Genomic DNA, 23,078 nt, shown 5'->3' on the forward strand with positions numbered 1-23,078 from the left:
TGCTCAACTGAATCTGCGGGTGGCGATCGCCGGGGCCGGCGTGATGCCGGCGGCGCGTTCCGGCATGTCGCCGCGCGGGCCTTCCTCGCCGTGGTGCGGCGGATGCGCCATCAATCGCAAGATGTACACGGCGCCGGCGATGAACACCGCGAAGTACACCACGACGAAGGCGATCAGCGAGGACGCGACGGCCGGTGCGGCGAGCGGCGACACCGATTCGGTGGTGCGCAGCAGTCCGAACACGGTGAACGGCTGGCGGCCGGTTTCGGTGGTGACCCAGCCCGCCAGCACGGCGACGAAGCCGGCCGGGCCCATCGCCAGGGCGAACCGGTGCAGCGGTCGCGATTCGAACAGCCGGCCGCGCCAGCGCAGCCACAGGCCCGACAGGCCGAGGCCGAGCATCAGGAAGCCGAGCGCGACCATCACCCGGAACGACCAGAAGGTGATCGGCACCGGCGGCCAGTCCTCTCGCGGCACGGTGTCGAGGCCGGGGAGCGGCGCATCGAGCGAGTGCTTCAGGATCAGCGACGATAGTTTGGGGATCTCGAGCGCATAGCGCACCACCGCGGCGTCCTGGTCCGGCAGCCCGAACAGGATCAGCGGCGCGCCGTCGGGATGGCTTTGATAATGGCCTTCCATCGCCATCACCTTGGCGGGCTGGTGCTCCAGCGTGTTCAGGCCGTGCAGATCCCCGGCAAAGATCTGGATCGGCGCCACCACGGCGATCATCCACATCGCCATCGAGAACATCGTGCGCGCGCCGGGCTGCCGGGTGTTGCTCAGCAGGTGATAGGCCCCGACCGCGCCGACCACCAGCGCAGTGGTGAGGTAGGCTGCCAGCACCATGTGCACCAGGCGGTACGGAAACGACGGATTGAAGATCAGCGCGAACCAGTCGGTGGCGACGAATTGTCCGGCATCGTTCATGGCGTAGCCGGCCGGCGTATGCATCCAGGAGTTCGCCGATAGAATCCAGAATGCCGACATCAGGGTGCCGATCGCCACCATCAGCGTGGCGAGAAAATGCAGCCGCGGTCCGACCAGCTTGAGGCCGAACAGCATCACGCCGAGAAATCCCGCCTCGAGGAAGAATGCGGTCAGCACCTCGTAGGCCATCAGTGGGCCGAGCACCGGGCCGGTCTTGTCGGAAAACACCGACCAGTTGGTGCCGAACTGGTAGGACATCACGATGCCGGACACCACGCCCATGCCGAACGCGATGGCGAAGATCTTCACCCAGTAATTGAACAGATTGATGAAGACTTCGCGCTTGGTCCAAAGCCACAGCGCTTCCAGCACTGCGAGGAAGCTCGCAAGGCCGATGGAAAAGGCCGGGAAGATAATGTGAAACGAGACGGTGAAGGCGAACTGGATGCGCGCCAGTACGACCGGATCAAGACTTTCGAACATTCCACCGACCCGCAGAAGTGACGGAAAAATGATGCCTGCAGCATCGCATGGAACTGTATCGCCGCAGTGCAACGATGCCTAGACAGCGGCGGTTAACAATTCCGCGACGGTGCAGCTCAATTGATCGTCGATCGATTTGTTCCTACGCGGTCGCTGCCGCAGCGCTGCGTCAACGCAACGCACCGCGGATGTGGCGTATCCGGATCGGGGCACAGCGAAAACCCGGACGAGGGGGCATCTCGTCCGGGTCCCTTGGAGGCCTGCGATTGGGGGGTCGAAGGCTTTTGGAATTTCGCAGTCGTGCGATGCTCGATCCGGTGACCGCCACATCGACGAGGATCAGTCTAACAACTCGATCTTTCCGTTCGATGTCGTCGATCGTTTCAATTGTTCCGTTCGCCGGCTCGTGACGTCGCTGTGATGAGTATAGTGATCAACACATCGTGGCACGAGGGCGGCGAATCAGAACCGCTCCAAATTGTTCGTCTGCGACCAAGCGGCGCGGGGACATCGCGGGACGCCGGGCGGATGGCGCAGCATCAGGCCGCGAGGCTTTCGACGCCGTGCCGCTTGAGCAGTTCGGCGAGCTGCTTGCGGGCATAGAACATCCTGGTCTTCACGGTGCTCTGCGGGATGCCGACGATTCGGCCGACCTCTTCGACCGACTTCTCATGATAGTAGACCAGATTGATGATCTCGCGATGCGCCGGTGACAGCTTGGCGATGCAGGCACGCAGGATGTCGCCGGTGCGGCTGCGGTCGAGCGCGGTCTCCGGCGAGTCCGAGCCGTCGGCGATTTCCAGCACGTCGTCCTGGTCGATGTCTTCGTGCTGGCGCTGACGAAGCGCGGTCAGCGCCTTGAAGCGGGCGATCGACAGCAGCCAAGTCGACACCTGGGCGCGGCCTTCGAACTGCCGGGCGGTCCGCCAGACGTCGAGAAACACCTGGCTGACCAGATCCTCGGCGGTGGCGGCATCGCGCACCATCCGCAGGATGAAACGATACACCCGCACATTGTGTCGGGCGTACAGAGTGTGCATCGCAGTCCGGTCACCGCCCGCAATGCTGGCGAGCAGCATTTCATCGCTCGTGGCTCTGGCGGCGAGGATGCCCAGGCGGCCGGCGTCGTTGAGCGCAATGACGTTCTGCATGACGAGCTCCCTTATGCCGCGCTCCCCCGCGGCGTGTTGGGAGAACTACTAGCCAGCTACCGTTTCAGGAGGTCTGCGCCGGTGCCCAAAATGGTTTCGTGCCATGCTGAAAATGTTTCGTGGCCGGGCCGGCGACGAAACAATCGGTCGGAACGACAGGGGAGGCGTTACCGCAGCCGTGCCGCGGGGCGACGAGCAGCCTCAGGCCCGCGCGGGGGGCGGGCGAGGACGATCAGGCCCGCTCGGAGGCGGGCGAGAACAAATAGCCGCCGCCGCGGATGGTGCGGATGACCGCCGGTTTGGTCGGGTCGGGCTCGATCTTGCGCCGGATCCGCATGATCCGCAGATCGACCGCGCGGTCGAACGCCTCGGCATCGCGGGCATTCGCCAGCTCCAGCAGGCGCTCGCGCGACAGCACCCGTTTCGGATTGGCGGCGAACACTTTGAGCAGCCCGAATTCCGACGCCGTCAGCGGATGCTCGTTGCCATCGTCGTCGCGCAGCGCCTGCGCCTCGAGATCAAGCCATTTGGTGCCGAACCGGACGAGCTGGGTGGTGTCCGGTTTGGGCGCGCTCGCCGGTTCTGCGGCGGCCGGCTTGGGCGGCGCCGCGCGGCGCAGCACCGAGCGGATGCGGGCCATCAATTCGCGCAGCTCGCACGGCTTGGCGACGTAGTCGTCGGCGCCGAGCTCGAGACCGACGACGCGGTCGATCGGACTGGCCGTGGCGGTCAGCATGATCACCGGCACGTTGGACTTGGCCTTGAGGTCGCGGATGATCGACAGACCGTCCTCCTCCGGCATGTTGAGGTCGAGCACCACCAGGTCCGGCAGCTTGACGGCGATCTCGGCGCGCAGGCTCCTGCCGCCGTCGCACAGCGTCACGGCGAAGCCGTGCATCTTCAGATAGTCGCCGACCATTTCGCGGGCTGGAGCTTCGTCGTCGACGACGATGATGTGCGGATTCTGGCTCATGACATCGACGCTGCGGGCAGGATGATGGTGAAGGTCGCGCCCTGGCTCGGGCCGGGGCTTTCGGCGACGATCTCGCCGCCATGCATGTCGACGATCTTCTTGACGATCGACAATCCGAGCCCGGTCGAGCTCTCCCCGGCGGTCGGCTTGGCGGACAGCCGCTGGAACCGGCCGAACAGCCGGCCGAGATCTTCCGGCGACAGGCCGGCGCCCTCGTCGGTCACGCGGATCACGGTGCCGTCGTCGTCGCTGTCGACCTGCAGGGCGATGTTGCCGCCGATCGGACTGTATTTGATGGCGTTGCTGACCAGATTGTCGATCGCCTCGCGCATCCGGTCGGAGTCGCACATCGTGGTGCACGCCTCTGGCGTCGATACCGAAATCACCTGCTGCTTGTTCTGGGCCATCGGCCGGTTGGCTTCGGCGACCTCGCCGACCAGCGCGGCGATGTCGACCGCCTCGCGCCGGATCGAGATGTCGAACGCATCCGCCATGGCGTCCGAGATCAGATGATCGACCATCAGCGTCAGCCGCCGTGTGGCGTCGCGGATGTGGTCGACCTGGGCGATGACGTGATCCTTGGAGGCTTCGGCTCCGATCAGCTCGGTCAGCATCTCGGTGCGGCCGAGGATGACGCCGAGCGGGTTCTTCAGATCGTGGGCGACGGTGCCGAGGATCTCGTTCTTGAACGCATTGGCGCGCTGCAGCCGCAGCCACTGCGTCGACAGCCGGCGGTTGGCCTGGGTCAGCGCCCGGGTGCGCTGCGCCACCCGATCTTCGAGCTGGGTGTTGGCCTCGTGCAACTGCCGATACAGAATGACGTTGTCGAACGCGATCGACAGCCGGCTTCCGAAGATCTCGACCAGCGAGCGGTCGGTGTCGGACAGTTCGCGCTCGGCCTGCAACAGCACCACCACTTCGCGGCCGCTGCCGGTGCGTATGTAGAGCACGGTGCGATGGTCGGCGAATTCGTGCTTGCGGCGGCGGAACGCCTCCTCGACCATCTGGCGCAGATCCGGATCGAGCGCATTGCTGTTGCGCGTGGTGCCGATGAAGCGGCTGTAGCACCCCGAGCCGGCCAGCACCGACAGATCCTCGCCGCAATCCCTGAGCACCAAAATACCGGCGCAATCGACATTGAGCAGCGAGGCGAGCTGGGTCAGCACGCCCTCGGCGAGCCGCTGCATCGACTTGAAGTCGTACAGCGTCGAGGCGGCGTCGATGATGATCTCCAGGCCGCGCCGGGTCTGCACCATCCGTTCGAGCTGCTGATAGCTGCGCAGCGCCGCGGTCAGCGACGTGAACAGCTTGTCGGCGGTCAGCTCGGTCTTGGCCTTGTAGTCGTTGATGTCGTAGTCGACGATGACGCGGCGCTCCGGCGCCTGGCCGGGCTGGCCGGTCCGCAGGATGATGCGGACGGTCTCGTTCTTCAGTTCGTTGCGGATGAATTCGACCAGGTCGAGCCCGGCCGCGTCGGTCTCCATGATGACGTCGAGCAGCACCGCGGCGATGTCCGGATTGGCCCGCATCAGGTCGCGGCCCTCGGCGCCCGAATAGGCCGACAGGATTTCCAGCCCCTGGCCGTTGAGGCTGTAGTCGCTCAGCGCGAAGCGGGTACCGTCGTGAACCGCGAGATCGTCGTCGATCACCGCGATCTTCCATTTCCGCGTGTCCGATGCCTCCGGCGCCGAATCGCTGTCTTCGATCAGCTCGAGGATATCGTCCTGGTCGGCCATTGCAGGTTTCCGTCGATGGGCGGGTCGGTGGGCGCCGCGCCGCCGGTGGCGGTTTTGGGCATGATAATGCGAAAAGTCGTGCCTTGTCCTAGTCTTGATTCCAGCATCATCCGGCCGCCGAGCTGCTGGGTCACCAGATTGTAAACGATGTGCAGCCCGAGCCCGGTGCCACCCTCGTTGCGGCGGGTGGTGAAGAACGGATCGAACGCCTGGCGCTGCACGTCCGGGGTCATGCCGGCGCCGTCATCGGTGAAGATCACCTCGACGTCATCGGCGCCGCGCGACCGGGCCGTGATGGTGATCGATCCGGCCCGACCGTCGGGGAAGGCGTGGTTGGCGGCATTCAGGAACAAATTGGTCAGGATCTGTCCGTAGGCGCCGGGATAGCCGTCGATCGTCAGCCCGTCCGGCACGTCGATCTCGATCCGGATCGGCGAGCGCTTGAGCACCGGCTTCAGGCTGGCGACGATCTGGTCGGTGGCCTCGTGCAGGTTGAAGTGCCGGCGCTCGGCGTGCGACCGGTCGACCGCCACCTGCTTGAAGGACTGGATCAGTTCGGCGGCGCGCTGCAGGTTGCCGACGAGTTGCTGGGCGGCGTCGCGCGTCGAGCGCACGAATTCGTCGAGCTGTGAGCGGCGCAGCGGGGTGTCTCCCTTCAGCTCGCTCTCGAACGTCGTCGCCCTGCGGGCGAAGCTCGATGCCACCGTCAGGCTGATGCCGATCGGGTTGTTGACCTCGTGAGCGACGCCGGCGACCAGACTGCCGAGCGCGGCCAGCCGTTCGGCGTCGATCAAGTTCTGCTGCGCGGTCTTCAGTTCGAGCAGCGCGCTCTCCGCCTTCTCCTTGGACTCGCGCAGATCGTTCTCGGCCTTTCGCTTGTCGATGGCGTTCTCGCGGAACACTTCGACCGCGCGCGCCATCGCGCCGATCTCGTCCCTCGCCTCGGTCCCGGCGACGCGGCGATCGTAGTTGCCCGAGGTGATGGCGTGCATCGCGGCCAGGATCTGCTGCAGCGGCAGGCGGATGCTGAGCGCGATGACGATTCCGGCAGTGATGATCACGCCGAGGAAAATCAGCGCAATCGACAGCACCTTGCGCGATATTCCGGTCAGGGTGCGGTCGAACGTCTCCTGGGCCTTCTGCTCGCGCTGACGCATCTTCACCGACAGCGCGTCGATCGCCGCGATGGTGGCGGCCTGACTGGCATCGATCGAGTTGCGCAACAGATCGCTGCGCTTGGCGAGCTGATCGGTCAATTCCTGCAAACCGTCGCTCAGCGCCGCGGTGCGCAGATCGAGCTTCTGTAGCGCCATCTTCTGCAGATCGTTGTCGGCGAGCTCGGTCATGACCGGAATCGTGCGGACGATCGTCTCGGTATTCTGTCGCGCGTCCTCGGCGGCCTGCGGCGACAGCGACAGATAGTAGGAGTTCGCCGCGACCAGCATGGCAGTGAACGCCTCGCGGGCACGGCCGAGCGGCGGCAGGATCAGCGCGTCGCGCTGGCCGGTGGCGCCGCCGATCACCGCGAACAGGGCGGCGATGTCGCGTGCCGGAGCCTGGATCTGGTTCTCGTAGGTCGCCTTGATCGTGGTCTGCAGCGCCCGTAGATCGCCGAAGCCGCCGAGGAAGCGCTCGGTGGCCCGCTCCAGCTCTTCCACCGAGCCGGACAGCATCGGATCGGTCGAGGCGCGATTGGTCAGCGTCCCGAGCACCGCTTCGCGCAGCAGCAGGATTTCGGCGAACAGTTCGGGGCTGGGCTGATTGATGTAGCGGTGGATGAGGTTCTGTAGCCGGCCGGTTTCGCTTTCCAGCAGCGCCAGGATCTTGTCGGATTCCCTCACCTGGCGGACGTCATCCCAGGCGGTGCGCAGCACTCGTGTGCCGCTCCAGATCATGCTGACGAGTACCAGCACGACCAGGGAATTCAGCGCCGCAATCGACAGGATGCGCCAGCGGATCGGCACCGCTCGCACCAGGCCGACGAGGCCGGTGCGCCCGCGCCGGTCCGGCCGCGGCTCGGCTTCCGAGAGGGGCGGGGCGAGCGGATCCAACTCAGTCGACCTCGTGCCGATCAACGACCGGATGCCCCGACCGCCGCGTCAGGGGGCGTGCAGGGGCGGCGCGCGGGACCTCGGCTCGGCTGGACAGCGGCAAGTTCAATCCCATACAGTTGACCCGATCGCCGGGACCGGAGAAGTCCTGCCAAGCTAGCAGATCAGCCTGGGCGATGGCTATCGGGAGTGAGTGCGTCGGGCGATGGCCGGAATCCTGGGAAGACTCGCGCAGCTCGCTACCGCCGGACTGGTTTGGGCCGCCGCCGGTATCGCCCCTGCCAGCGCCGTCACGGAGATCGCCTGGTGGCATGCGATGTCCGGCCAGCTCGGCCGGCAGCTCGAAAAGCTGGCGGCGGATTTCAATGCGTCGCAGTCCGACTACCGCGTGGTCCCGACCTACAAGGGCAACTACACCCAGACCGTCACCGCGGCGATCTTCGCGTTCCGCTCCTCCAGTCAGCCGACGATCGTGCAGGTCAACGAGATCGCGACCGCCACCATGATGGCGGCGAAGGGGGCGGTCTATCCGGTCTACGAATTGATGCGCGACGAGCGCGAAGCATTCTCGCCCGCGGATTATCTGCCGGCCGTCACCGGCTACTACACCGATCTCGGCGGCAATATGCTGTCGTTTCCGTTCAACGCCTCGACGCCGATTCTGTATTATAACAAGACGCTGTTCAGGCGCGCCGGGCTCGATCCGGAGACGGCGCCGACCACTTGGCCGGAGCTCGCCGCCATGGCGGAGCGGCTGGTCGAGGCCGGCGCGGCGTGCGGCTTTACGACCTCGTGGCCGTCCTGGGTCCAGGTCGAGAATTTCTCCGCCTATCACAACCTGCCGCTGGCGACGCGGTCGAACGGCCTCGGCGGATTGGATGCCGTCCTGGTGTTCAACAATCCGGTAGTGGTGCGTCATGTCGCGCAGCTCGCCGATTGGCAGAAGACCAGGATCTACGACTATGGCGGTCGCGCCACCGCCGCCGAACCACGATTCCAGCAGGGCGATTGCGGCATCTTCATCGGCTCGTCGGCGACCCGCGCCGACATCCTCGCCAATGCGCAGTTCGAGGTCGGCTACGGCCGGCTGCCGTATTGGCCGGACGTCGCCGATGCGCCGCAAAACACCATCATCGGCGGCGCGACCCTGTGGGTACTGCGTGGCCGTTCGGCGGGGGAATACAAGGGCGCCGCCAAGTTCTTCGCTTACCTGTCGAAGCCGGAGATTCAGGCGGCGTGGCACCAGCACACCGGTTATCTGCCGATCACCAAGGCAGCCTATGATCTCACCCGCGCGCAGGGGTTCTACGACCGCAATCCGGGTACCGCGATCTCGATCGAGCAGATGACATCGAAGCCGCCGACCGAGCATTCGCGCGGGCTGCGACTGGGGTCGTTCGTGCTGGTGCGGGCGGCGATCGAAGACGAGTTCGAGCAGGCGGTGCGCGGCCTCAAGAGCGCGCAGGCGGCGATGGATGCGGCGGTGGAGCGCGGCAACAAGCTGCTGCGGCAGTTCGAGCGCACGAAGCCTTGAAGTCCAGCTAAGACGCCGGCTTGCGCAAGCCGAACACATTGGAGTCGCGGTTCAACACCGGGGCCACCATCGCGACCAGTTTCTGCGCGGCTGCCTCGATCGTCAGCCCGGCAGTGTCGAGCACGCCGGCCGCGCGTGCGTATAATGGCTCGCGGCTTTGCAGAATGGTGCGCAGCTCCTGCATCGCGGCGCGGTCGTCGGCCATCGGCCGCAAATCTCCCTGGCCGCGCACGCGCGCCATGTGTTCCTCGGGCTCGGCCTTGAGCCACAGCGTGTAGAACGAGGTCAGAATCTGGTCGAAGGTGATCGGCTCGGAGACGATGCCGCCGCCGGTCGCCAGCACGATCGGCTCGTTGCGGGCGAGCAGCCGCGACAGCGCGGTCTGCTCCATGCGCCGGAAGCCTTCCTGTCCGTAGAGCGCGATGATCTCCGATACCGAGAGCCCGTTCTGACGCTCGATCTCGCGGTTCAACTCGACGAAGCTCCAGCCGATGCTGTCGGCCAGCATCTTGCCCAGCGTCGATTTGCCGGCGCCGCGCAGACCGATCAGCGCGATGCCGTGGAAGGTCGCGTTCCGCTCCGGACCGCTGCCGAACCGGCCGAGACCGGACAGCACGTCCTTGGCATGCGCGATCTGCACCGGGGTGGCGCGCCGCACCAGATCGCGGATCACCGGCCAGTCGGCCGACGTTTCATTGGACGGCAGCAGGTCTTCCAGCGGTGTCGCCAGCGCTTCGGAGATCCGGCGCAGCAGCATGATCGACACGTTGCCCTTGCCGCTTTCGAGCTGCGCGATGTAGCGCTCCGAGATGCCGGAGACCTTGGCCAGCACCTTGCGCGACATCCCGCGTCGCCCGCGCATGGTTCGGACATGGCGGCCGAGGTCGAGCAGAAAGCTCGCGTCGGTATCGTCTGGCTCGGCCATCTCGGTCCATTCACTGCTGTTTGGGGAATGATAGTGCCGGCCGAAAGCGCCAGCAATCCGATGGATTGCCGTTCGATGCATTATAGTACAAGGAGAATTTCGTGGGTGGGACGGAACATCGCGGAATGCTGGTCCTGCGCGCGTCAGCGCGCAGGGGAGCAGCGGAGCCCTATCGGAGGCGACCTCTCCCGCCACGCCCAGCGGGAGACGAGGCGAGGCGGCTTACGCCCAGCCGTCGCCCTTGATGCCGGGGTTGGCGAAAGCGACGCCGCCGTCCACCGTCACGGTCGATCCGACCACGTAGTCGCCGGCGCGCGAGGCGAGGAATACGGCGGTGCCGGCCATGTCCTCGTCGGTGCCGATCCGGCCGGCCGGCACGCGCTTGGCGACCGCATCGGCTTCGTCCCGCGCGGCCTTGTTCATGTCGGAGGCGAACGGCCCGGGCGCGATCGCGGTGACCACGATGTGGTCCTTGATCAGCCGCACCGCCATCCGCCGGGTCAGATGGATCAGCCCGGCCTTCGACGCAGCGTAAGGATAGGTCTCGAGCGGATTGACGAAGATGCCGTCGATCGAGGCGATGTTGATCACCTTGCCGGGCTGCTCGGCGCTTGCGGCGGCGCGAAGCTGCTGGGCCAGCGCCTTGGTGAGGAAGAACGGGGTTTTGACGTTGAGGTCCATCACCTTGTCCCAGCCGCTCTCCGGGAATTCGTCGAAGTCGGCCGCCCAGGCGGCTCCGGCGTTGTTGACCAGAATGTCGAGCTTGGTTTCGCGGCGCTTGATCTCCGCAGCCAGCGTGTCGATGCCGGCCATCGTCGAGATGTCGATCGGCAGCGCGATGCACTCGCCGGGATACATTTCGGTGAGTTCGTCGGCAGTCGCCTGGCAGACCGCCGCCTTGCGCGCGGTGATGTACACCCGGGTCGCGCCGTAGGCGAGAAAGCCCGCCGCGATCATCTTGCCGATGCCGCGCGAGCCGCCGGTCACCAAGGCGACGCGGCCTTGCAGCGAGAACAGATCCTTGAACATGACGCCTCCCTCGGGTGTTTGGCCGCCTGTTTGCGGTGACGGGGAGGGCGAGTCAAGAAATCACGCCGCAGCGACGCGGCGGAAGCCGTTCCACATTGCGGTGGCGGCGCCGGAAGTCAGCACCGGCAACAACCGGTCGTCCTGATAAAGACCGTTGAGCGAGACGCGTGGCAGCGCGGTGAGGCGGTCGGCGCATTCGGCGAACATCATGCCGGGCCTGGTCGTCACGGCGGTCTTGAAGCCGGCCGCCTTGGCCAGCGCGAATTCACGGGGCCCCGCTGCGGCTTTGTCGCCGTACGGATAGGCGAGATGATCGACCGTTTGCTGCAACTCGTCCTGGATCCGGGCGCGGCTGCCGGTCAATTCGTGGGCCGCGACCAGTTCGCTCTGTCGGCGCAGCATGCAGTGGGTGATGCCGTGAGCGCCGATCGTCACCAGCGGGTGCGCGGCGAAGCGGCGCAGTTCCTCCCAAGGCAGGCAGAGTTCACGCGACGTAGCGGTTTCGTCGATGTCGTAGCGCAGGCACAGCGCGGTCATCGCAGCGTCGAGATCGCTGCCATTCGGCAGGCTGCGCAGCAGATCGTGCAGCCGGTCGAAAGCCGCCTGCTTGGCCTCGGGCGTTTCGGTGTCGAGGCGCAACTCGTGGCCGCCGATCGATACTTCGAGCCGGCTTTGGGCGGCGATCAGCCGCTCCAGCGTCACCCACCACAATCGTCCGGTGCCTTCGGCGAAGTCGCAGGTGACGAACACCGTGAAGGGGGCGCCGAACTCCTCGAAGACCGGCAGCGCGAAGTCGCGGTTGTCGCGATAGCCGTCGTCCAGCGTGATGCAGGCGAATCGTCGGCTGAAATCCCGCGCGTCGAGCCGCCGGTACAGTTCGTCCATGGTGACGAGGTCGACCTCGAGCTGCCGTAGGTGCGCCAGTGTGGCACGGAGGAAGTCCGGCGTGACTTCGAGGTGGCGATTGGGCTGAAACGGATCGTCGCGAGCCGGACGAACGTTGTGCAGCATGAAGATCGTGCCGATTCCCGAAAAGATCGGCCGCAGCACCCGATGCGCGCCGGTGTAATAAAGGGCCTCGAGCCCGGCGCGGATCATGCTGTGGCGGAAGTGCTTCATCGAACCCGGCTACTCAATTTCCGCACGATGATAGGTGCCGACGGTTGAAGAAACGGTTATGGGAAGCGCAACTTTGGGCGCTGTTTCCTTGAATTGGGTTTGACAGCCTTCCAACGGTTTGATTTCTCTCTGCTTCTGATCCACGGGAAGCGGAATGCGCGGACTCTACAGCTCCAGCGGTAAATGGTGGCCCGGCGCCATTCCGCTGGTCATTCTCTGGGCGATCGCCGCTTGGACGACGATGCCGGCCGTGGAAGCCGACCTTGGCGCTCGCGCCACGGCCGTGCTCAAGGACACCGTTCTCGACAAGACGAGAATCACCGCAGCGGGCCGCGACATCACGCTGGCCGCCGAGGCGTTCTCCGAGGAGGGGCGCCGCGCCGCGGTGTCCGCGGTCGAGGCTGTGCCGGGGCTTCGTCTGGTGAACGACCGGACCAGACTGGTTCCGGAAGCCTCTCCTTATGTCTGGTCGATCGAGCGCGATGTGGTGCGGGTGACACTGACCGGCAGTGCGCCGCTGCCGGCGAGCCGTACCCGGCTGGTCGACGGCGCGCGGTCGGTGGTCGGCGGTGTCGAGGTGATCGACCGGATGGCGCTGGCGCGCGGCGCCCCGCAGCGGTTCGACGCCGCCGCGATGCTGCTGATCGACCAGATCGGCAAGTTGAAGCAGGGCAGGATCACCCTGACGGGCACGCAAGTTGCGCTGAAGGGGATGGCCAGGGATATCGGCGGCCGGGAGTCGATCGCCGCGGCACTGCGCAACCTGCCCGATGGTTACACGATCGGCGACAACGAGATCGAAGCACCGCCTTACGTGTTCCGCGCCTATAAGGATCCGGTCGCCGGGCAGGTCGCGCTCGACGGCTATGTTCCGGACAACGCCGTGCATGCCGCGCTCGCCGCCGCCACCGGCCGCAAGTTCTTCGGCGAGAAGGTGGTCGATAACCTCAAGGCCAGCGTCGGCGCCCCGAAGGGCTTTCTCGACGCCGCGGTGACGGCGCTGGGCGCGCTGTCACGGCTGTCGACCGGCACCCTGGTACTGTCGGACCGGGAGATCCATCTGTCCGGCGATGCGCTTTACGAGGCCGCGGCGAGCCAGATCCGCGGCGGGCTCAACAAGGAACTGCCGCAGGGCTGGACGGTGAAGGCCGACCTCTCGGTAAAGCCGGCGGCGGCGCCGGTGGACGCCTCGGTGTGCCAGCAATTGTTCAATGGCCTGCTGGCCAAGACCACCGTGCAGTTCGATTCCGCCAGCGCCGGGATTTCCAAGGATTCCGCCGGTCTGCTGGACCGGCTGATCGAGACCGCGATGCGCTGTCCCAACGCCAGGATCGAGATCGCCGGCCACACCGACAGCGACGGCGACGACGCCTTCAACCAGTCGCTGTCGGAAAAGCGCGCGCGCGCGGTGGTCGACTACATGGTGCGGGCCGGCGTGACGCCCGAGCGTCTTCAAGCGTTCGGCTACGGCAGCAAGATTCCGCTCTCCGGGAACGATTCCGACGCCGGCAAGGCGAAGAATCGCCGGATCGACTTCGTGGTCAGGTGACGCATGGTGGCTTTGGCGGATTTCTTCTGGGGCTGGCTGATCGGATCGCTGCTGCTCGGCTTCGCGGTCGGCTGGATCTCGGTGGTGCATCGCGGACCCGACCTGTCGAAGAACGCCTTGCTGGGGATCGGCGGCATCGCTGCGGTGCTGCTCGGGCTCTCGCTGGCGCGGCTGGTTCCGGGCCGGGCCGGCTACTGGCTCGACCTTTTCCTGGCCATGCTGGCTGCCTATCTGATCGGTTGTGCCATCGGCTCGTGGCTCCGCTATTGGGTGGTGGCGCGGCAATCGCAGCGGTCCTGAGCTGGTGACCGGCGTCGCTGCGACGATAGGTCCCGCGCTGCAGCGAAAGCCAATAACGGCGAAGTCGCAGCCGACGGCCGAACCGGATTCGAGACGCCGAAAGCTGCCCTCGGGGGTCGACCGAATTCCACTCGGCCGGAAAACACGCTACCAACGACCGGCGGCCGGCCTCAGTTCGGCACACGTGCCGGAACACCAGGGGTAGATCGCGGCGAAGGGGATCGAGGTCTCGATGCGGATCGCAATACGCAGGACGATCAAAGTTCTGCGCGAGAAGCAAATCCTGCACAAACTCGGTGTTGCGGTCAGCATCGCGATCATCGCAGCCGCCTGCTATGTTCTGTATCACATTCTCCGTGGCATCGACACCGACCGGGTGCTCGATGCGATGAGCCAGACCGACCCGAGCTCGATTGCGCTCGCCGCGGTGTTCGTCGCCGCCGGCTATTTCACCCTGACGTTCTACGATCTGTTTGCCGTCCGTGCGATCGGGCGCGACGACGTGCCTTACCGGGTCAACGCGCTCGCCGCCTTCACCAGCTATTCGATCGGTCACAATGTCGGCGCCAGCGCGCTGACCGGCGGTGCGGTGCGCTACCGGATCTACTCGGCCTGGGGACTCGATGCGATCGACGTCGCCAAGGTTTGCTTTCTCGCCGGCCTGACGTTCTGGCTCGGCAATGCCGCAGTGCTTGGCCTCGGCGTGGCGTATCATCCGGAAGCGGCCTCGGCGGTCGATCAATTGCCGCCTGAGGTCAATCGGGTTCTTGCGCTGCTGATCATCGCCGGGCTGGCGGTCTACGTCGCCTGGGTGTCGATCAAGCCGCGCTGCGTCGGGCGCGGCAGTTGGACGGTGACGCTGCCCGGCGGCAAGCTGACGCTGCTGCAGATCGGGATCGGCATCGTCGACCTCAGCTTCTGTGCGCTGGCGATGTACGTGCTGACGCCCGAAGAGCCGCATGTCGGCTTCGTCGTGGTCGCGGTGATCTTCGTGTCGGCGACTCTGCTCGGCTTCGCCAGCCACTCGCCCGGCGGTCTCGGCGTGTTCGACGCTGCGATGCTGGTCGGCCTTTGGCAGATGGACAAAGAAGAGCTGCTCGCCGGCATGCTGCTGTTCCGTCTGCTGTACTACATCGTGCCGTTCGTGATATCGATCCTCGTACTCGCGATCCGGGAGATCGTGCTCGGTGCGAGGCCGAAGCGGGTCCGCCCGCTGGGCGAAGCGCTGGAGCCGAAGCCGGTGCGCGGAGATCCCTCACCAGGTTGAGCCATGACCACCGCCCCCGCGCCCGACGAGCAAGCCCGCCCCGGTCGTGATCTCGTATTCGCGGCGCCGGCCGCGCCGGCTTCGCTGCTGACGCATTGGTCTGACCGGCTCCGTCATGCGGCGATCATCCTGCTGGCCGCGGTGCTGGCGCTCACCGCGCTGGTGCTGTTCGCGGACCTCGCGGTCGTGCCGGCGCTCGCCGCCTTCGTCGGCCTCGTCGCGGCGGCGCTGGTGCCGTGGCGTCTGCACGACGGCGCCAATGCGATCGACGACACTCTCGGCATCAGTCCGGTGGAAATGCCGGTGGTGAGTGCCATCGTCGGCGGCATGCCGGACCCGGCGGTGCTGCTCGATCGTGCCGGCCGCGTCATTCATCTCAACGCCGCGGCCGCGCAACTGGCGCCGGCGCTGCGGGTGCGTGAATTGGCGCAGTTCGCACTGCGCAGCCCCGAGATAGTCACCGCGCTGCGCGAGGCGATCGCCACCTCCGAGCCGCGCCGCGTCTCCTATCTCGATCACGGCTCGATCGAGCGCTGGCTCGAACTGATCATCGCCCCGGTGGAGGTGCCGACCGCGTTCGGCGGTACCGATCAGTGCATGTTGATGACGTTCCACGATCTCACTCCGCTACGCCGGGTCGAGGAGATGCGCGCCGATTTCGTCGCCAACGCCAGCCACGAACTGCGCACGCCGCTCGCCGCGTTATCGGGTTTCATCGACACGCTGCAGGGGCAGGCGCGCGACGATCCGAAAGCGCGCGAACGTTTCCTCGGAATCATGCACGCCCAGGCGACCCGGATGGCGCGTCTGATCGACGATCTGCTGTCGCTATCGCGGGTCGAGCTCAGTGTGCACGTCCGGCCCGACGCTCTGATCGACCTGCGGCCGCTGATCAAGCAGGTCACCGACGGCCTCGAGCCGCTGGCGAAGGAGCGCCAGGTGGTGATCGATCTGGATCTGCCCGAGGAGCCGGTGACGATCGCGGGCGACCGCGAAGAACTGTTGCGGCTGTTCGAGAACCTGATCGAGAACGCGCTGAAATACGGCGCCTCCGGCGGACGCGTCGTCGTTTCGGTGACGGCTTCGGTCTCGGGCGACGGCGTGCCGGAGTATCGTGCGCTGGTCCGCGATTTCGGACCGGGTATCGCCCCGGAGCACCTGCCGCGGCTGACCGAGCGCTTCTACCGGGTCGATGTCGGCGACAGTCGATCCCAAGGCGGTACCGGGCTAGGATTATCCTTGGTGAAACATATTGTTAACCGCCATCGCGGCCGGCTTTTGATCGAAAGCGTGCTGAAAAAAGGTGCGACTTTCACCGTCTGTCTGCCTCGGGGAAAGCCCCAGGTCGTAGTTGAAAAAGTCAATTAATTCATTTGGTTAGTGAAGTCACATGACTGTCATCAAACCCTCATAAAAGGTCAACCGACCGCCCGTAGACGGGGCGGGGTAAGCGCAGTCGGGCGCGCGGAGCGCTTCGCTTACAGATGGAGAACCTTCCCCATGAATTTCATCAAGGCAATCGTCGCGGCCGGCATGGTTGCGGCGTCGACGTCGGCCTTCGCCGCCGACATCACCGGCGCGGGTGCGAGCTTTCCTTTCCCGATCTATTCGAAGTGGGCCGATGCCTATAAGAAGGAAACCGGCAACGGTCTGAACTACCAGTCGATCGGTTCGGGCGCCGGCATCAAGCAGATCATCGCCAAGACCGTGACGTTCGGCGCCACTGACGCTCCGCTGAAGCCCGAGCAGCTCGAGAAGGAAGGCCTGGCGCAGTGGCCGATGGTGATGGGCGCGATCGTCCCCGTCATGAATATCGAAGGCATCAAGCCCGGCGAAATGGTGCTCGACGGCAACACCCTCGCCAAGATCTATCTCGGTGAGATCAAGGCCTGGAACGATCCGGCGATCGCCAAGCTGAACCCGAAGCTGAAGCTGCCGACCGACGCGATCGCCGTCGTGCGCCGCTCGGACGGCTCGGGCACCACGTTCAACTTCACCGACTATCTGTCGAAGGTGAGCGCCGACTGGAAGTCGAAGGTCGGCTCGGGCACCGCGGTCGAATGGCCGGTCGGTGTCGGCGCCAAGGGTAACGAAGGCGTTGCCGGCAACATCAGCCAGACCAAGAACTCGATCGGCTACGTCGAGTACGCCTACGCCAAGCAGAACAAGCTGACCTACGCGTCGATGATCAACAGCGCCGGCAAGACCGTGCAGCCGACCATGGCGTCGTTCCAGGCCGCCGCTGCCAACGCGGATTGGGCGAAGGCTCCGGGTTACTACCTGATCCTCACCAATCAGCCTGGCGACGCGTCCTGGCCGATCGCCGCCGCGACCTTCATCCTGATGCACAAGGACGCGACCGACAAGGCGGCCTCGACCGAAGCCCTGAAGTTCTTCAAGTGGGCGTTCGAGAAGGGCGGCAAGATGGCCGAAGAACTCGACTACGTCCCGATGCCGGACTCGGTCGTCAAGCAGGTCGAGAAGACCTGGGCCTCCGAGATCAAGAGCTGATCGCAGAACGACCAGGCGGCGCGGTTCCGACAGCGGATCGCGCCGCCGCCGGCCGCGCCGGAACTCGAGCCTTCGGGTTGAGTTCCGGCTCGGTCTTCGCGAACGCGATCACGTTCGCAGCGAGCCACGATGAGCGATCGTGGCAATTCCTGACAAACTGAAATCTCCAGGCTACGCGGCGCGGAAAGTCGTAACCTGCACCGGCACAAGGGGAAATGGCGTGGCGGACATGGCGGTGGACACTACAGGGTTGCAAGCGGCTGCCGGACCTTTCGATCGCGCCAAGGCGCTGAGCGCCTTCAAGCTGGGTGACAAGACATTCTATTGGGCCACGCGCGCCTGCGCGATCTCGGTCCTGCTGATCCTCGGCGGCATCATCCTGTCGCTGTTCGTCGGTGCCTGGCCGGCGATCCAGGAATTCGGCCTGTCGTTCCTGACCACCGCGCGCTGGGCGCCGGCCAACGACCCGCCGGTACTCGGCGCGCTCGGCCCGATCTACGGCACGCTTGTGACGTCGCTGATCGCGATGATGATCGCCATCCCGGTCGGTCTCGGCATCGCGATCTTCCTCACCGAGCTGTGCCCGATGTGGCTGCGCCGCCCGATCGGCCTCGCCATCGAACTGCTGGCCGGCATTCCGTCGATCATCTACGGCATGTGGGGCTTCTTCGTGCTCGGGCCGTTCCTGGCCAATCATTTCCAGCCGGCGATGATCGCGCTGTTCGAGGGCGTGCCGGTGCTCGGCGACATCTTCGCGGGACCGCCGTCCTATCTCAGCCTGTTCAACGCCTCGCTGATCCTGGCCATCATGGTGTTGCCGTTCATCACCGCGATCTCGGTCGACGTGTTCAAGACCGTGCCGCCGGTGCTGAAAGAGGCCGCCTACGGCGTCGGCTGCACCACCTGGGAAGTCGTGCGCAGCGTCGTGATCCCCTACACCCGGGTCGGCGTGATCGGCGGCATCATGCTGGCGCTCGGCCGCGCGCTCGGCGAGACCATGGCGGTCACCTTCATTATCGGAAACTCGTTCAGGATCACCGGATCGATCTTCTCGCCCGGCACCACGATCTCGGCGGCGATCGCCTCGGAATTCGCCGAAAGCGACGGTTTGCATCAGTCCGGCCTGATCCTGCTCGGCCTGCTGCTGTTCATCCTCACTTTCATGGTGCTGGCTGCGGCGCGGCTGTTGCTGATGCGTCTCGAAATGAAGGCGGGAAAGTAAATGTCCCTCAACGCGCACAACAATCCGATCTATGTCCGCCGGCATCGCAGCGACGTGGTCGTCAAGGTGCTGTGCTCCATCGCCGCCGTGTTCGGCGTCACCTGGCTGGCGCTGATCCTGTTCACGCTGTTCTGGAATGGCCTCGCCGGTCTCGATCTCGGCGTGTTCACCAAGAGCACGCCGCCTCCCGGGTCGACCGACGGCGGCCTGCTCAACGCCATCGTCGGCTCCGTGATCATGACGGTGCTCGGCGTCGGCATCGGTGCGCCGCTCGGCCTGTTCGCCGGCACCTACCTGGCCGAATACGGCAAGTACGACAAGCTGACCTCGGTGATCCGTTTCATCAACGACATCCTGCTCAGCGCGCCGTCGATCATCATCGGCCTGTTCATCTACGGCGCGGTGGTGGTGACGATGGGGCGATTCTCCGCGCTCGCCGGCGCGCTGGCGCTCGCGGTGATCGTGATTCCGGTGGTGGTGCGGACAACCGAGGACATGCTGCTGCTGGTTCCGAGTTCGCTTCGCGAAGCGGCGTCCGCGCTCGGGCTGCCGCGCTCGCTGGTGATCCGCCGGATCGCCTATCGGGCCGCTCGCGCCGGTCTGATCACCGGCATTCTGCTCGCCACCGCGCGCGTCGCCGGTGAAACCGCGCCGCTGCTGTTCACCGCGCTCAGCAACCAGTTCTTCAGCCTGGACCTCAGCCGCACGATGGCCAACCTGCCGGTGACCATCAACAACTTCGTGCAGAGCCCCTACGACTACTGGAAGCAGCTCGCCTGGACCGGCGCGCTGCTGATCACCCTGACCGTTCTCGCCCTCAACATCGGCGCGCGTATCATCGGCGCGGAGAGGACCCCGAAATGACCGAGATCTCGATCGCGACCAATGTTCCCTCAGCGGCGATGCCGCCGATCGGCGCCCAGCCGGACGGTCCGCCCAAGATGACCGTGCGGGATCTGAATTTCTACTACGGCCAGAACCACGCGCTGAAGCACATCAACCTCGCGCTCGCCGCCAACCGGGTCACCGCCTTCATCGGCCCGTCGGGTTGCGGCAAGTCGACCTTGCTGCGGATCTTCAACCGGATGTACGATCTGTATCCGGGCCAGCGGGCCGACGGCCAGGTGCTGCTCGACAACACCAACATCCTCGACCCCAAGCTCGACCTCAATCTGCTGCGCGCCCGGGTCGGCATGGTGTTCCAGAAGCCGACGCCGTTCCCGATGACGATCTACGACAACATCGCGTTCGGCGTCCGTCTGTACGAGAAGATTTCCAAGTCGGAGATGGACGGCCGGGTCGAGAAGGCGCTGCGCGGCGCCGCGTTGTGGAACGAGGTCAAGGACAAGCTCAGCGCCTCCGGCCTCAGCCTGTCGGGCGGTCAGCAGCAGCGGCTGTGCATCGCCCGGACCATCGCGGTGCGGCCCGAAGTGATCCTGTTCGACGAGCCGTGCTCGGCGCTCGACCCGATCTCGACCGCCAAGATCGAGGAACTGATCGACGAGCTCAAGGAGCAGTACACGATCGCGATCGTCACTCACAACATGCAGCAGGCGGCCCGCGTGTCGGAATCGACCGCCTTCATGTATCTCGGGGAGCTGATCGAGTTCGGGCCGACCAACAAGATCTTCACCTCGCCGAACGATCGGCGCACCCAGGATTACATCACCGGCCGGTTCGGCTGACGCCGCGGGCGAGGAGAACGGACATGGGATTCGAGCACACCACCAAGGCGTTCGACGGCGATCTGCAGGAGTTGACGCGGTTGGTCGCCGAAATGGGCGGCCTCGCCGAACGCCAGATCGTCGACTCGGTCGACGCGTTGATTAGGCGCGATGTCGCGCTGGCCTCGCGCGTGGTTGCGGCCGATGCCGAGATCGACCAGATGCAACGCAGCATCGAAGAGCGCGCGGTGCTCACGATCGCCCGGCGGCAGCCGATGGCGATCGACCTGCGCGAGATCGTCGGGGCGATGCGGGTCGCGACCGATCTGGAGCGGATCGGCGATCTGTCGAAGAACATCGCCAAGCGCGTCAATGCCATCGACAGCGACTTTCATCCGCTGAAGCTGATCCGCGGACTGGAGCACATGACCGATCTGGTGCAGTCGCAGGTCAAGGCGGTGCTCGACGCCTACACGGCCCACGATCTGCCGGCCGCGATGGTGGTGTGGAACGGTGACGAGGAAGTCGACGCGATCTGCACCTCGCTGTTCCGCGAGCTGCTCACCTACATGATGGAAGATCCGCGCAACATCTCGTTCTGCATCCATCTGATGTTCTGCGCCAAGAACATCGAGCGGATCGGCGATCACGCCACCAACATCGCCGAGACGGTATTCTACATGATCGAGGGGCAGCAGATCATGGACAAGCGCCCCAAGGGCGACACGACGACCTTCGCGAACGCGACGCCGGGCAACTGACGTCGATCCCGCCGCCGGCTCCCGGGCCGCCGGCGGTGCACGAACCGGGACGAGGACTAAGACGAGGACGACGATGGCTGCGCGCATTCTGGTGGTCGAAGACGAGGAAGCGCTGACGACGCTGCTGCGATACAATCTGGAATCCGAAGGCTACGAGGTCGAGGCGGTGGCGCGCGGCGACGACGCAGACACTCGGATGAAAGAGCGGATTCCCGATCTGGTGGTGCTGGACTGGATGCTGCCGGGCCTGTCCGGCATCGAGCTGTGCCGCCGGCTGCGGGCCCGCCCGGAAACCAAGCAACTGCCGATCATCATGCTGACGGCGCGCGGCGAAGAAAGCGAGCGCGTCCGCGGGCTCGCGACCGGTGCCGACGACTACATCGTCAAGCCGTTCTCGGTGCCGGAACTGTTGGCGCGGGTGAAGGGTTTGCTGCGCCGGGCGGCGCCGGAACGGCTCGCCACCGTGCTGGCCTACGGCGATCTCGAACTCGACCGCGACAAGCGCCGGGTGGCGCGTTCCGGCCGGCCGATCGATCTCGGACCGACCGAATATCGGCTGCTCGAGTTCTTCCTCGAACATCCCGGCCGGGTATTCAGCCGCGAGCAACTGCTCGACGGCGTGTGGGGCCGCGACATCTACATCGACGAGCGCACTGTCGACGTCCACATCGGGCGCCTGCGCAAGCTGCTGAATATCGGCCGCGAACAGGATCCGATCCGCACCGTCCGCGGCGCCGGCTACGCCCTCGACGACCGCTTCGCCAAGGTGGAAGGCAGCCCATCGTAGTTGTTAGCAGGTTTGCGGCGGAGGGTTGGCAAGGCGAAGCGTGCCCACCAAATCCCTCGTTTCAAACAGCGATGACAGTGAACGTGATTTTGTGACCCGTGGGCACGGCGCTACGCGCCCTTGCCGACCCGACCGCTGTTGCGATCGTTCAGCCGCGGCCTCAGCCCAACATCGCAGCGTCATCCTCCGCGCAGGCGGAGGATGCGGCGCTGTCGATCATCGGCGATCCGTCGGTCGGGCTGACGCATTTCTTCGGCGTGCCGTCGATCTATCAGTTCATGTGCCAGCATCCGGCGTTTGCGGCGACCGACCTGTCGCGGCTGCAGATCGCCGGCGTCGGCGGCGCGCCGATGCCGGTGCCGCTTCTGAAGATCTGGCAGGACCGCGGCTGCGCTCTGGTGCAAGGCTACGGCATGACCGAGACCAGCCCGGCGGTGCTGATGCTCGATGCCGACGATGCGGCCCGCAAGGCCGGCTCTGCCGGCAAGCCGGTGCTGCACGCGGATCTGAAGATCGTCGGCCCTGACGGCGAGCCGGTGAAGCCGGGCGAGATGGGCGAACTCTGGGTCAAGGGGCCGAATATCACCCCCGGCTATTGGAACCGGCCGGATGCCAACCGCAGCTCGTTCACCGACGGCTGGCTGCACACCGGCGACGCGGCGCGGGTCGACGACGAGGGATTCTACTACATCGTCGACCGCACCAAGGACATGTACATCTCCGGCGGCGAGAACGTGTATCCGGCCGAGGTCGAGGACGTGCTGTATCAACTGCCGGAGATCGCCGAGGCGGCGGTGATCGGCGCGCCCGATCCGCAATGGGGCGAGACCGGCGTCGCGGTGGTGGCGCTGAAGCCGGGCCATGAGCTGAGCGAGGCGAAGCTGCTGTCGCATTGCCGCGAGCGGCTGGCGCGCTTCAAATGTCCGCAGCGTGTCACGTTTGTCGAAGCGTTGCCGCGCAACGCAACCGGCAAGGTGCACAAGCCGACCTTGCGGGAGCGCATTCTGGCGCGCGAGCCGGCCGACGCATGAGGGGCTGTCTCGTTGTGCCGGCGGAGCCACCGTGATCCGGGCCGCGGTGACGCAGCCG

The 23,078-nt window shown here is 65.7% G+C and carries 19 protein-coding genes and 1 pseudogene; 12 read left to right on the forward strand and 8 right to left on the reverse strand.

The genetic code is table 11. The annotated features are described in order from the left end of the window. Nucleotides 1-3: 3 nt before the first annotated feature. The 5 genes from FLL57_RS22980 to FLL57_RS23000 form a co-directional block, all read right to left on the reverse strand. Nucleotides 4-1,410, reverse strand: a complete 1,407-nt coding sequence (locus FLL57_RS22980; protein ID WP_142884110.1) for a cytochrome ubiquinol oxidase subunit I — start codon at nt 1,408-1,410, stop codon at nt 4-6. 539 nt (nt 1,411-1,949) lie between these two features. After that, nucleotides 1,950-2,561 (reverse strand): sigma-70 family RNA polymerase sigma factor, encoded by a 612-nt coding sequence (locus FLL57_RS22985; RefSeq protein WP_013504613.1) that lies wholly within the window; start codon nt 2,559-2,561, stop codon nt 1,950-1,952. A gap of 232 nt (nt 2,562-2,793) precedes the next feature. After that, complete coding sequence (locus FLL57_RS22990; RefSeq protein ID WP_013504612.1) at nt 2,794-3,534, reverse strand: response regulator; 741 nt, start codon at nt 3,532-3,534, stop codon at nt 2,794-2,796. After that, entirely contained in the window at nt 3,531-5,270 is a 1,740-nt protein-coding gene (locus tag FLL57_RS22995) for an ATP-binding response regulator (RefSeq protein WP_013504611.1), read from the reverse strand. The genes FLL57_RS22990 and FLL57_RS22995 overlap by 4 nt, the downstream gene beginning before the upstream one ends. Continuing rightward, a complete protein-coding gene (locus FLL57_RS23000) occupies nt 5,240-7,321 on the reverse strand; it encodes a sensor histidine kinase (protein ID WP_013504610.1) in 2,082 nt (693 codons plus the stop codon). The genes FLL57_RS22995 and FLL57_RS23000 overlap by 31 nt, the downstream gene beginning before the upstream one ends. Before the next feature lie 205 nt (nt 7,322-7,526). Between FLL57_RS23000 and ugpB the strand changes: the two genes are divergently transcribed. Then, nucleotides 7,527-8,855: a sn-glycerol-3-phosphate ABC transporter substrate-binding protein UgpB gene (gene ugpB, locus FLL57_RS23005; protein WP_142884111.1), complete on the forward strand. Its 1,329-nt coding sequence runs from the start codon at nt 7,527-7,529 to the stop codon at nt 8,853-8,855. Nucleotides 8,856-8,862: 7 nt separating this feature from the next. Here ugpB and FLL57_RS23010 read toward each other — a convergent pair whose 3' ends face one another. The 3 genes from FLL57_RS23010 to FLL57_RS23020 form a co-directional block, all read right to left on the reverse strand. Beyond that, on the reverse strand, nt 8,863-9,861 hold the full coding sequence (locus FLL57_RS23010) for a helix-turn-helix transcriptional regulator (RefSeq protein ID WP_283811127.1): 999 nt from the start codon (nt 9,859-9,861) through the stop codon (nt 8,863-8,865). A gap of 141 nt (nt 9,862-10,002) precedes the next feature. Next, on the reverse strand, nt 10,003-10,809 hold the full coding sequence (locus FLL57_RS23015; RefSeq protein ID WP_142884113.1) for an SDR family oxidoreductase: 807 nt from the start codon (nt 10,807-10,809) through the stop codon (nt 10,003-10,005). Nucleotides 10,810-10,869: 60 nt separating this feature from the next. After that, complete coding sequence (locus tag FLL57_RS23020) at nt 10,870-11,928, reverse strand: polysaccharide deacetylase family protein (protein WP_013504606.1); 1,059 nt, start codon at nt 11,926-11,928, stop codon at nt 10,870-10,872. A gap of 154 nt (nt 11,929-12,082) precedes the next feature. Between FLL57_RS23020 and FLL57_RS23025 the strand changes: the two genes are divergently transcribed. From FLL57_RS23025 to FLL57_RS23075, 11 genes and pseudogenes are all read left to right on the forward strand, one after another. Further along, complete coding sequence (locus FLL57_RS23025) at nt 12,083-13,477, forward strand: OmpA family protein (protein WP_047306999.1); 1,395 nt, start codon at nt 12,083-12,085, stop codon at nt 13,475-13,477. A 3-nt stretch (nt 13,478-13,480) separates the two neighbouring features. After that, the gene (locus FLL57_RS23030) at nt 13,481-13,777 is read left to right on the forward strand and encodes a hypothetical protein (RefSeq protein ID WP_013504604.1); all 297 of its coding nucleotides are present in this window, start codon (nt 13,481-13,483) and stop codon (nt 13,775-13,777) included. Between the two features lie 232 nt (nt 13,778-14,009). Next, entirely contained in the window at nt 14,010-15,044 is a 1,035-nt protein-coding gene (locus tag FLL57_RS23035; RefSeq protein ID WP_013504603.1) for a lysylphosphatidylglycerol synthase domain-containing protein, read from the forward strand. A 3-nt stretch (nt 15,045-15,047) separates the two neighbouring features. Continuing rightward, nucleotides 15,048-16,412, forward strand: coding sequence for an ATP-binding protein (locus FLL57_RS23040; RefSeq protein WP_142884114.1), 1,365 nt, complete (start codon nt 15,048-15,050; stop codon nt 16,410-16,412). A gap of 132 nt (nt 16,413-16,544) precedes the next feature. After that, nucleotides 16,545-17,555, forward strand: a complete 1,011-nt coding sequence (gene pstS / locus FLL57_RS23045) for a phosphate ABC transporter substrate-binding protein PstS (protein ID WP_142884115.1) — start codon at nt 16,545-16,547, stop codon at nt 17,553-17,555. Nucleotides 17,556-17,775: 220 nt separating this feature from the next. Then, nucleotides 17,776-18,777, forward strand: coding sequence for a phosphate ABC transporter permease subunit PstC (gene pstC, locus FLL57_RS23050; protein WP_142884116.1), 1,002 nt, complete (start codon nt 17,776-17,778; stop codon nt 18,775-18,777). Beyond that, nucleotides 18,778-19,641, forward strand: coding sequence for a phosphate ABC transporter permease PstA (pstA, locus tag FLL57_RS23055; protein WP_142884117.1), 864 nt, complete (start codon nt 18,778-18,780; stop codon nt 19,639-19,641). Then, complete coding sequence (pstB, locus tag FLL57_RS23060; protein ID WP_013504598.1) at nt 19,638-20,462, forward strand: phosphate ABC transporter ATP-binding protein PstB; 825 nt, start codon at nt 19,638-19,640, stop codon at nt 20,460-20,462. Before pstA ends, pstB begins: the two co-directional genes overlap by 4 nt. 23 nt (nt 20,463-20,485) lie before the next feature. Beyond that, nucleotides 20,486-21,202 (forward strand): phosphate signaling complex protein PhoU, encoded by a 717-nt coding sequence (phoU, locus tag FLL57_RS23065; RefSeq protein ID WP_013504597.1) that lies wholly within the window; start codon nt 20,486-20,488, stop codon nt 21,200-21,202. Nucleotides 21,203-21,275: 73 nt separating this feature from the next. Next, nucleotides 21,276-21,989 carry a phosphate regulon transcriptional regulator PhoB gene (phoB, locus tag FLL57_RS23070; protein ID WP_013504596.1) on the forward strand — a complete coding sequence of 238 codons (714 nt, stop codon included), beginning with the start codon at nt 21,276-21,278 and terminating at the stop codon, nt 21,987-21,989. Between the two features lie 206 nt (nt 21,990-22,195). Beyond that, nucleotides 22,196-23,020, forward strand: a pseudogene (locus FLL57_RS23075) (AMP-binding protein); the annotation flags it as partial. Nucleotides 23,021-23,078 lie beyond the last annotated feature (58 nt).

Source organism: Rhodopseudomonas palustris (genome assembly GCF_007005445.1).
Classification (GTDB): domain Bacteria; phylum Pseudomonadota; class Alphaproteobacteria; order Rhizobiales; family Xanthobacteraceae; genus Rhodopseudomonas; species Rhodopseudomonas palustris_G.

Coding starts and splice junctions, on each gene's coding strand:
- FLL57_RS22980 (WP_142884110.1), bottom strand. CDS start 1,410: ATGTTCGAAAGTCTTGATCCGGTCGTACTGGCGCGCATCCAGTTCGCC.
- FLL57_RS22985 (WP_013504613.1), bottom strand. CDS start 2,561: ATGCAGAACGTCATTGCGCTCAACGACGCCGGCCGCCTGGGCATCCTC.
- FLL57_RS22990 (WP_013504612.1), bottom strand. CDS start 3,534: ATGAGCCAGAATCCGCACATCATCGTCGTCGACGACGAAGCTCCAGCC.
- FLL57_RS22995 (WP_013504611.1), bottom strand. CDS start 5,270: ATGGCCGACCAGGACGATATCCTCGAGCTGATCGAAGACAGCGATTCG.
- ugpB (WP_142884111.1), top strand. CDS start 7,527: ATGGCCGGAATCCTGGGAAGACTCGCGCAGCTCGCTACCGCCGGACTG.
- FLL57_RS23010 (WP_283811127.1), bottom strand. CDS start 9,861: ATGCATCGAACGGCAATCCATCGGATTGCTGGCGCTTTCGGCCGGCAC.
- FLL57_RS23015 (WP_142884113.1), bottom strand. CDS start 10,809: ATGTTCAAGGATCTGTTCTCGCTGCAAGGCCGCGTCGCCTTGGTGACC.
- FLL57_RS23020 (WP_013504606.1), bottom strand. CDS start 11,928: ATGAAGCACTTCCGCCACAGCATGATCCGCGCCGGGCTCGAGGCCCTT.
- FLL57_RS23025 (WP_047306999.1), top strand. CDS start 12,083: ATGCGCGGACTCTACAGCTCCAGCGGTAAATGGTGGCCCGGCGCCATT.
- FLL57_RS23030 (WP_013504604.1), top strand. CDS start 13,481: ATGGTGGCTTTGGCGGATTTCTTCTGGGGCTGGCTGATCGGATCGCTG.
- FLL57_RS23035 (WP_013504603.1), top strand. CDS start 14,010: ATGCGGATCGCAATACGCAGGACGATCAAAGTTCTGCGCGAGAAGCAA.
- FLL57_RS23040 (WP_142884114.1), top strand. CDS start 15,048: ATGACCACCGCCCCCGCGCCCGACGAGCAAGCCCGCCCCGGTCGTGAT.
- pstS (WP_142884115.1), top strand. CDS start 16,545: ATGAATTTCATCAAGGCAATCGTCGCGGCCGGCATGGTTGCGGCGTCG.
- pstA (WP_142884117.1), top strand. CDS start 18,778: ATGTCCCTCAACGCGCACAACAATCCGATCTATGTCCGCCGGCATCGC.
- pstB (WP_013504598.1), top strand. CDS start 19,638: ATGACCGAGATCTCGATCGCGACCAATGTTCCCTCAGCGGCGATGCCG.
- phoU (WP_013504597.1), top strand. CDS start 20,486: ATGGGATTCGAGCACACCACCAAGGCGTTCGACGGCGATCTGCAGGAG.
- phoB (WP_013504596.1), top strand. CDS start 21,276: ATGGCTGCGCGCATTCTGGTGGTCGAAGACGAGGAAGCGCTGACGACG.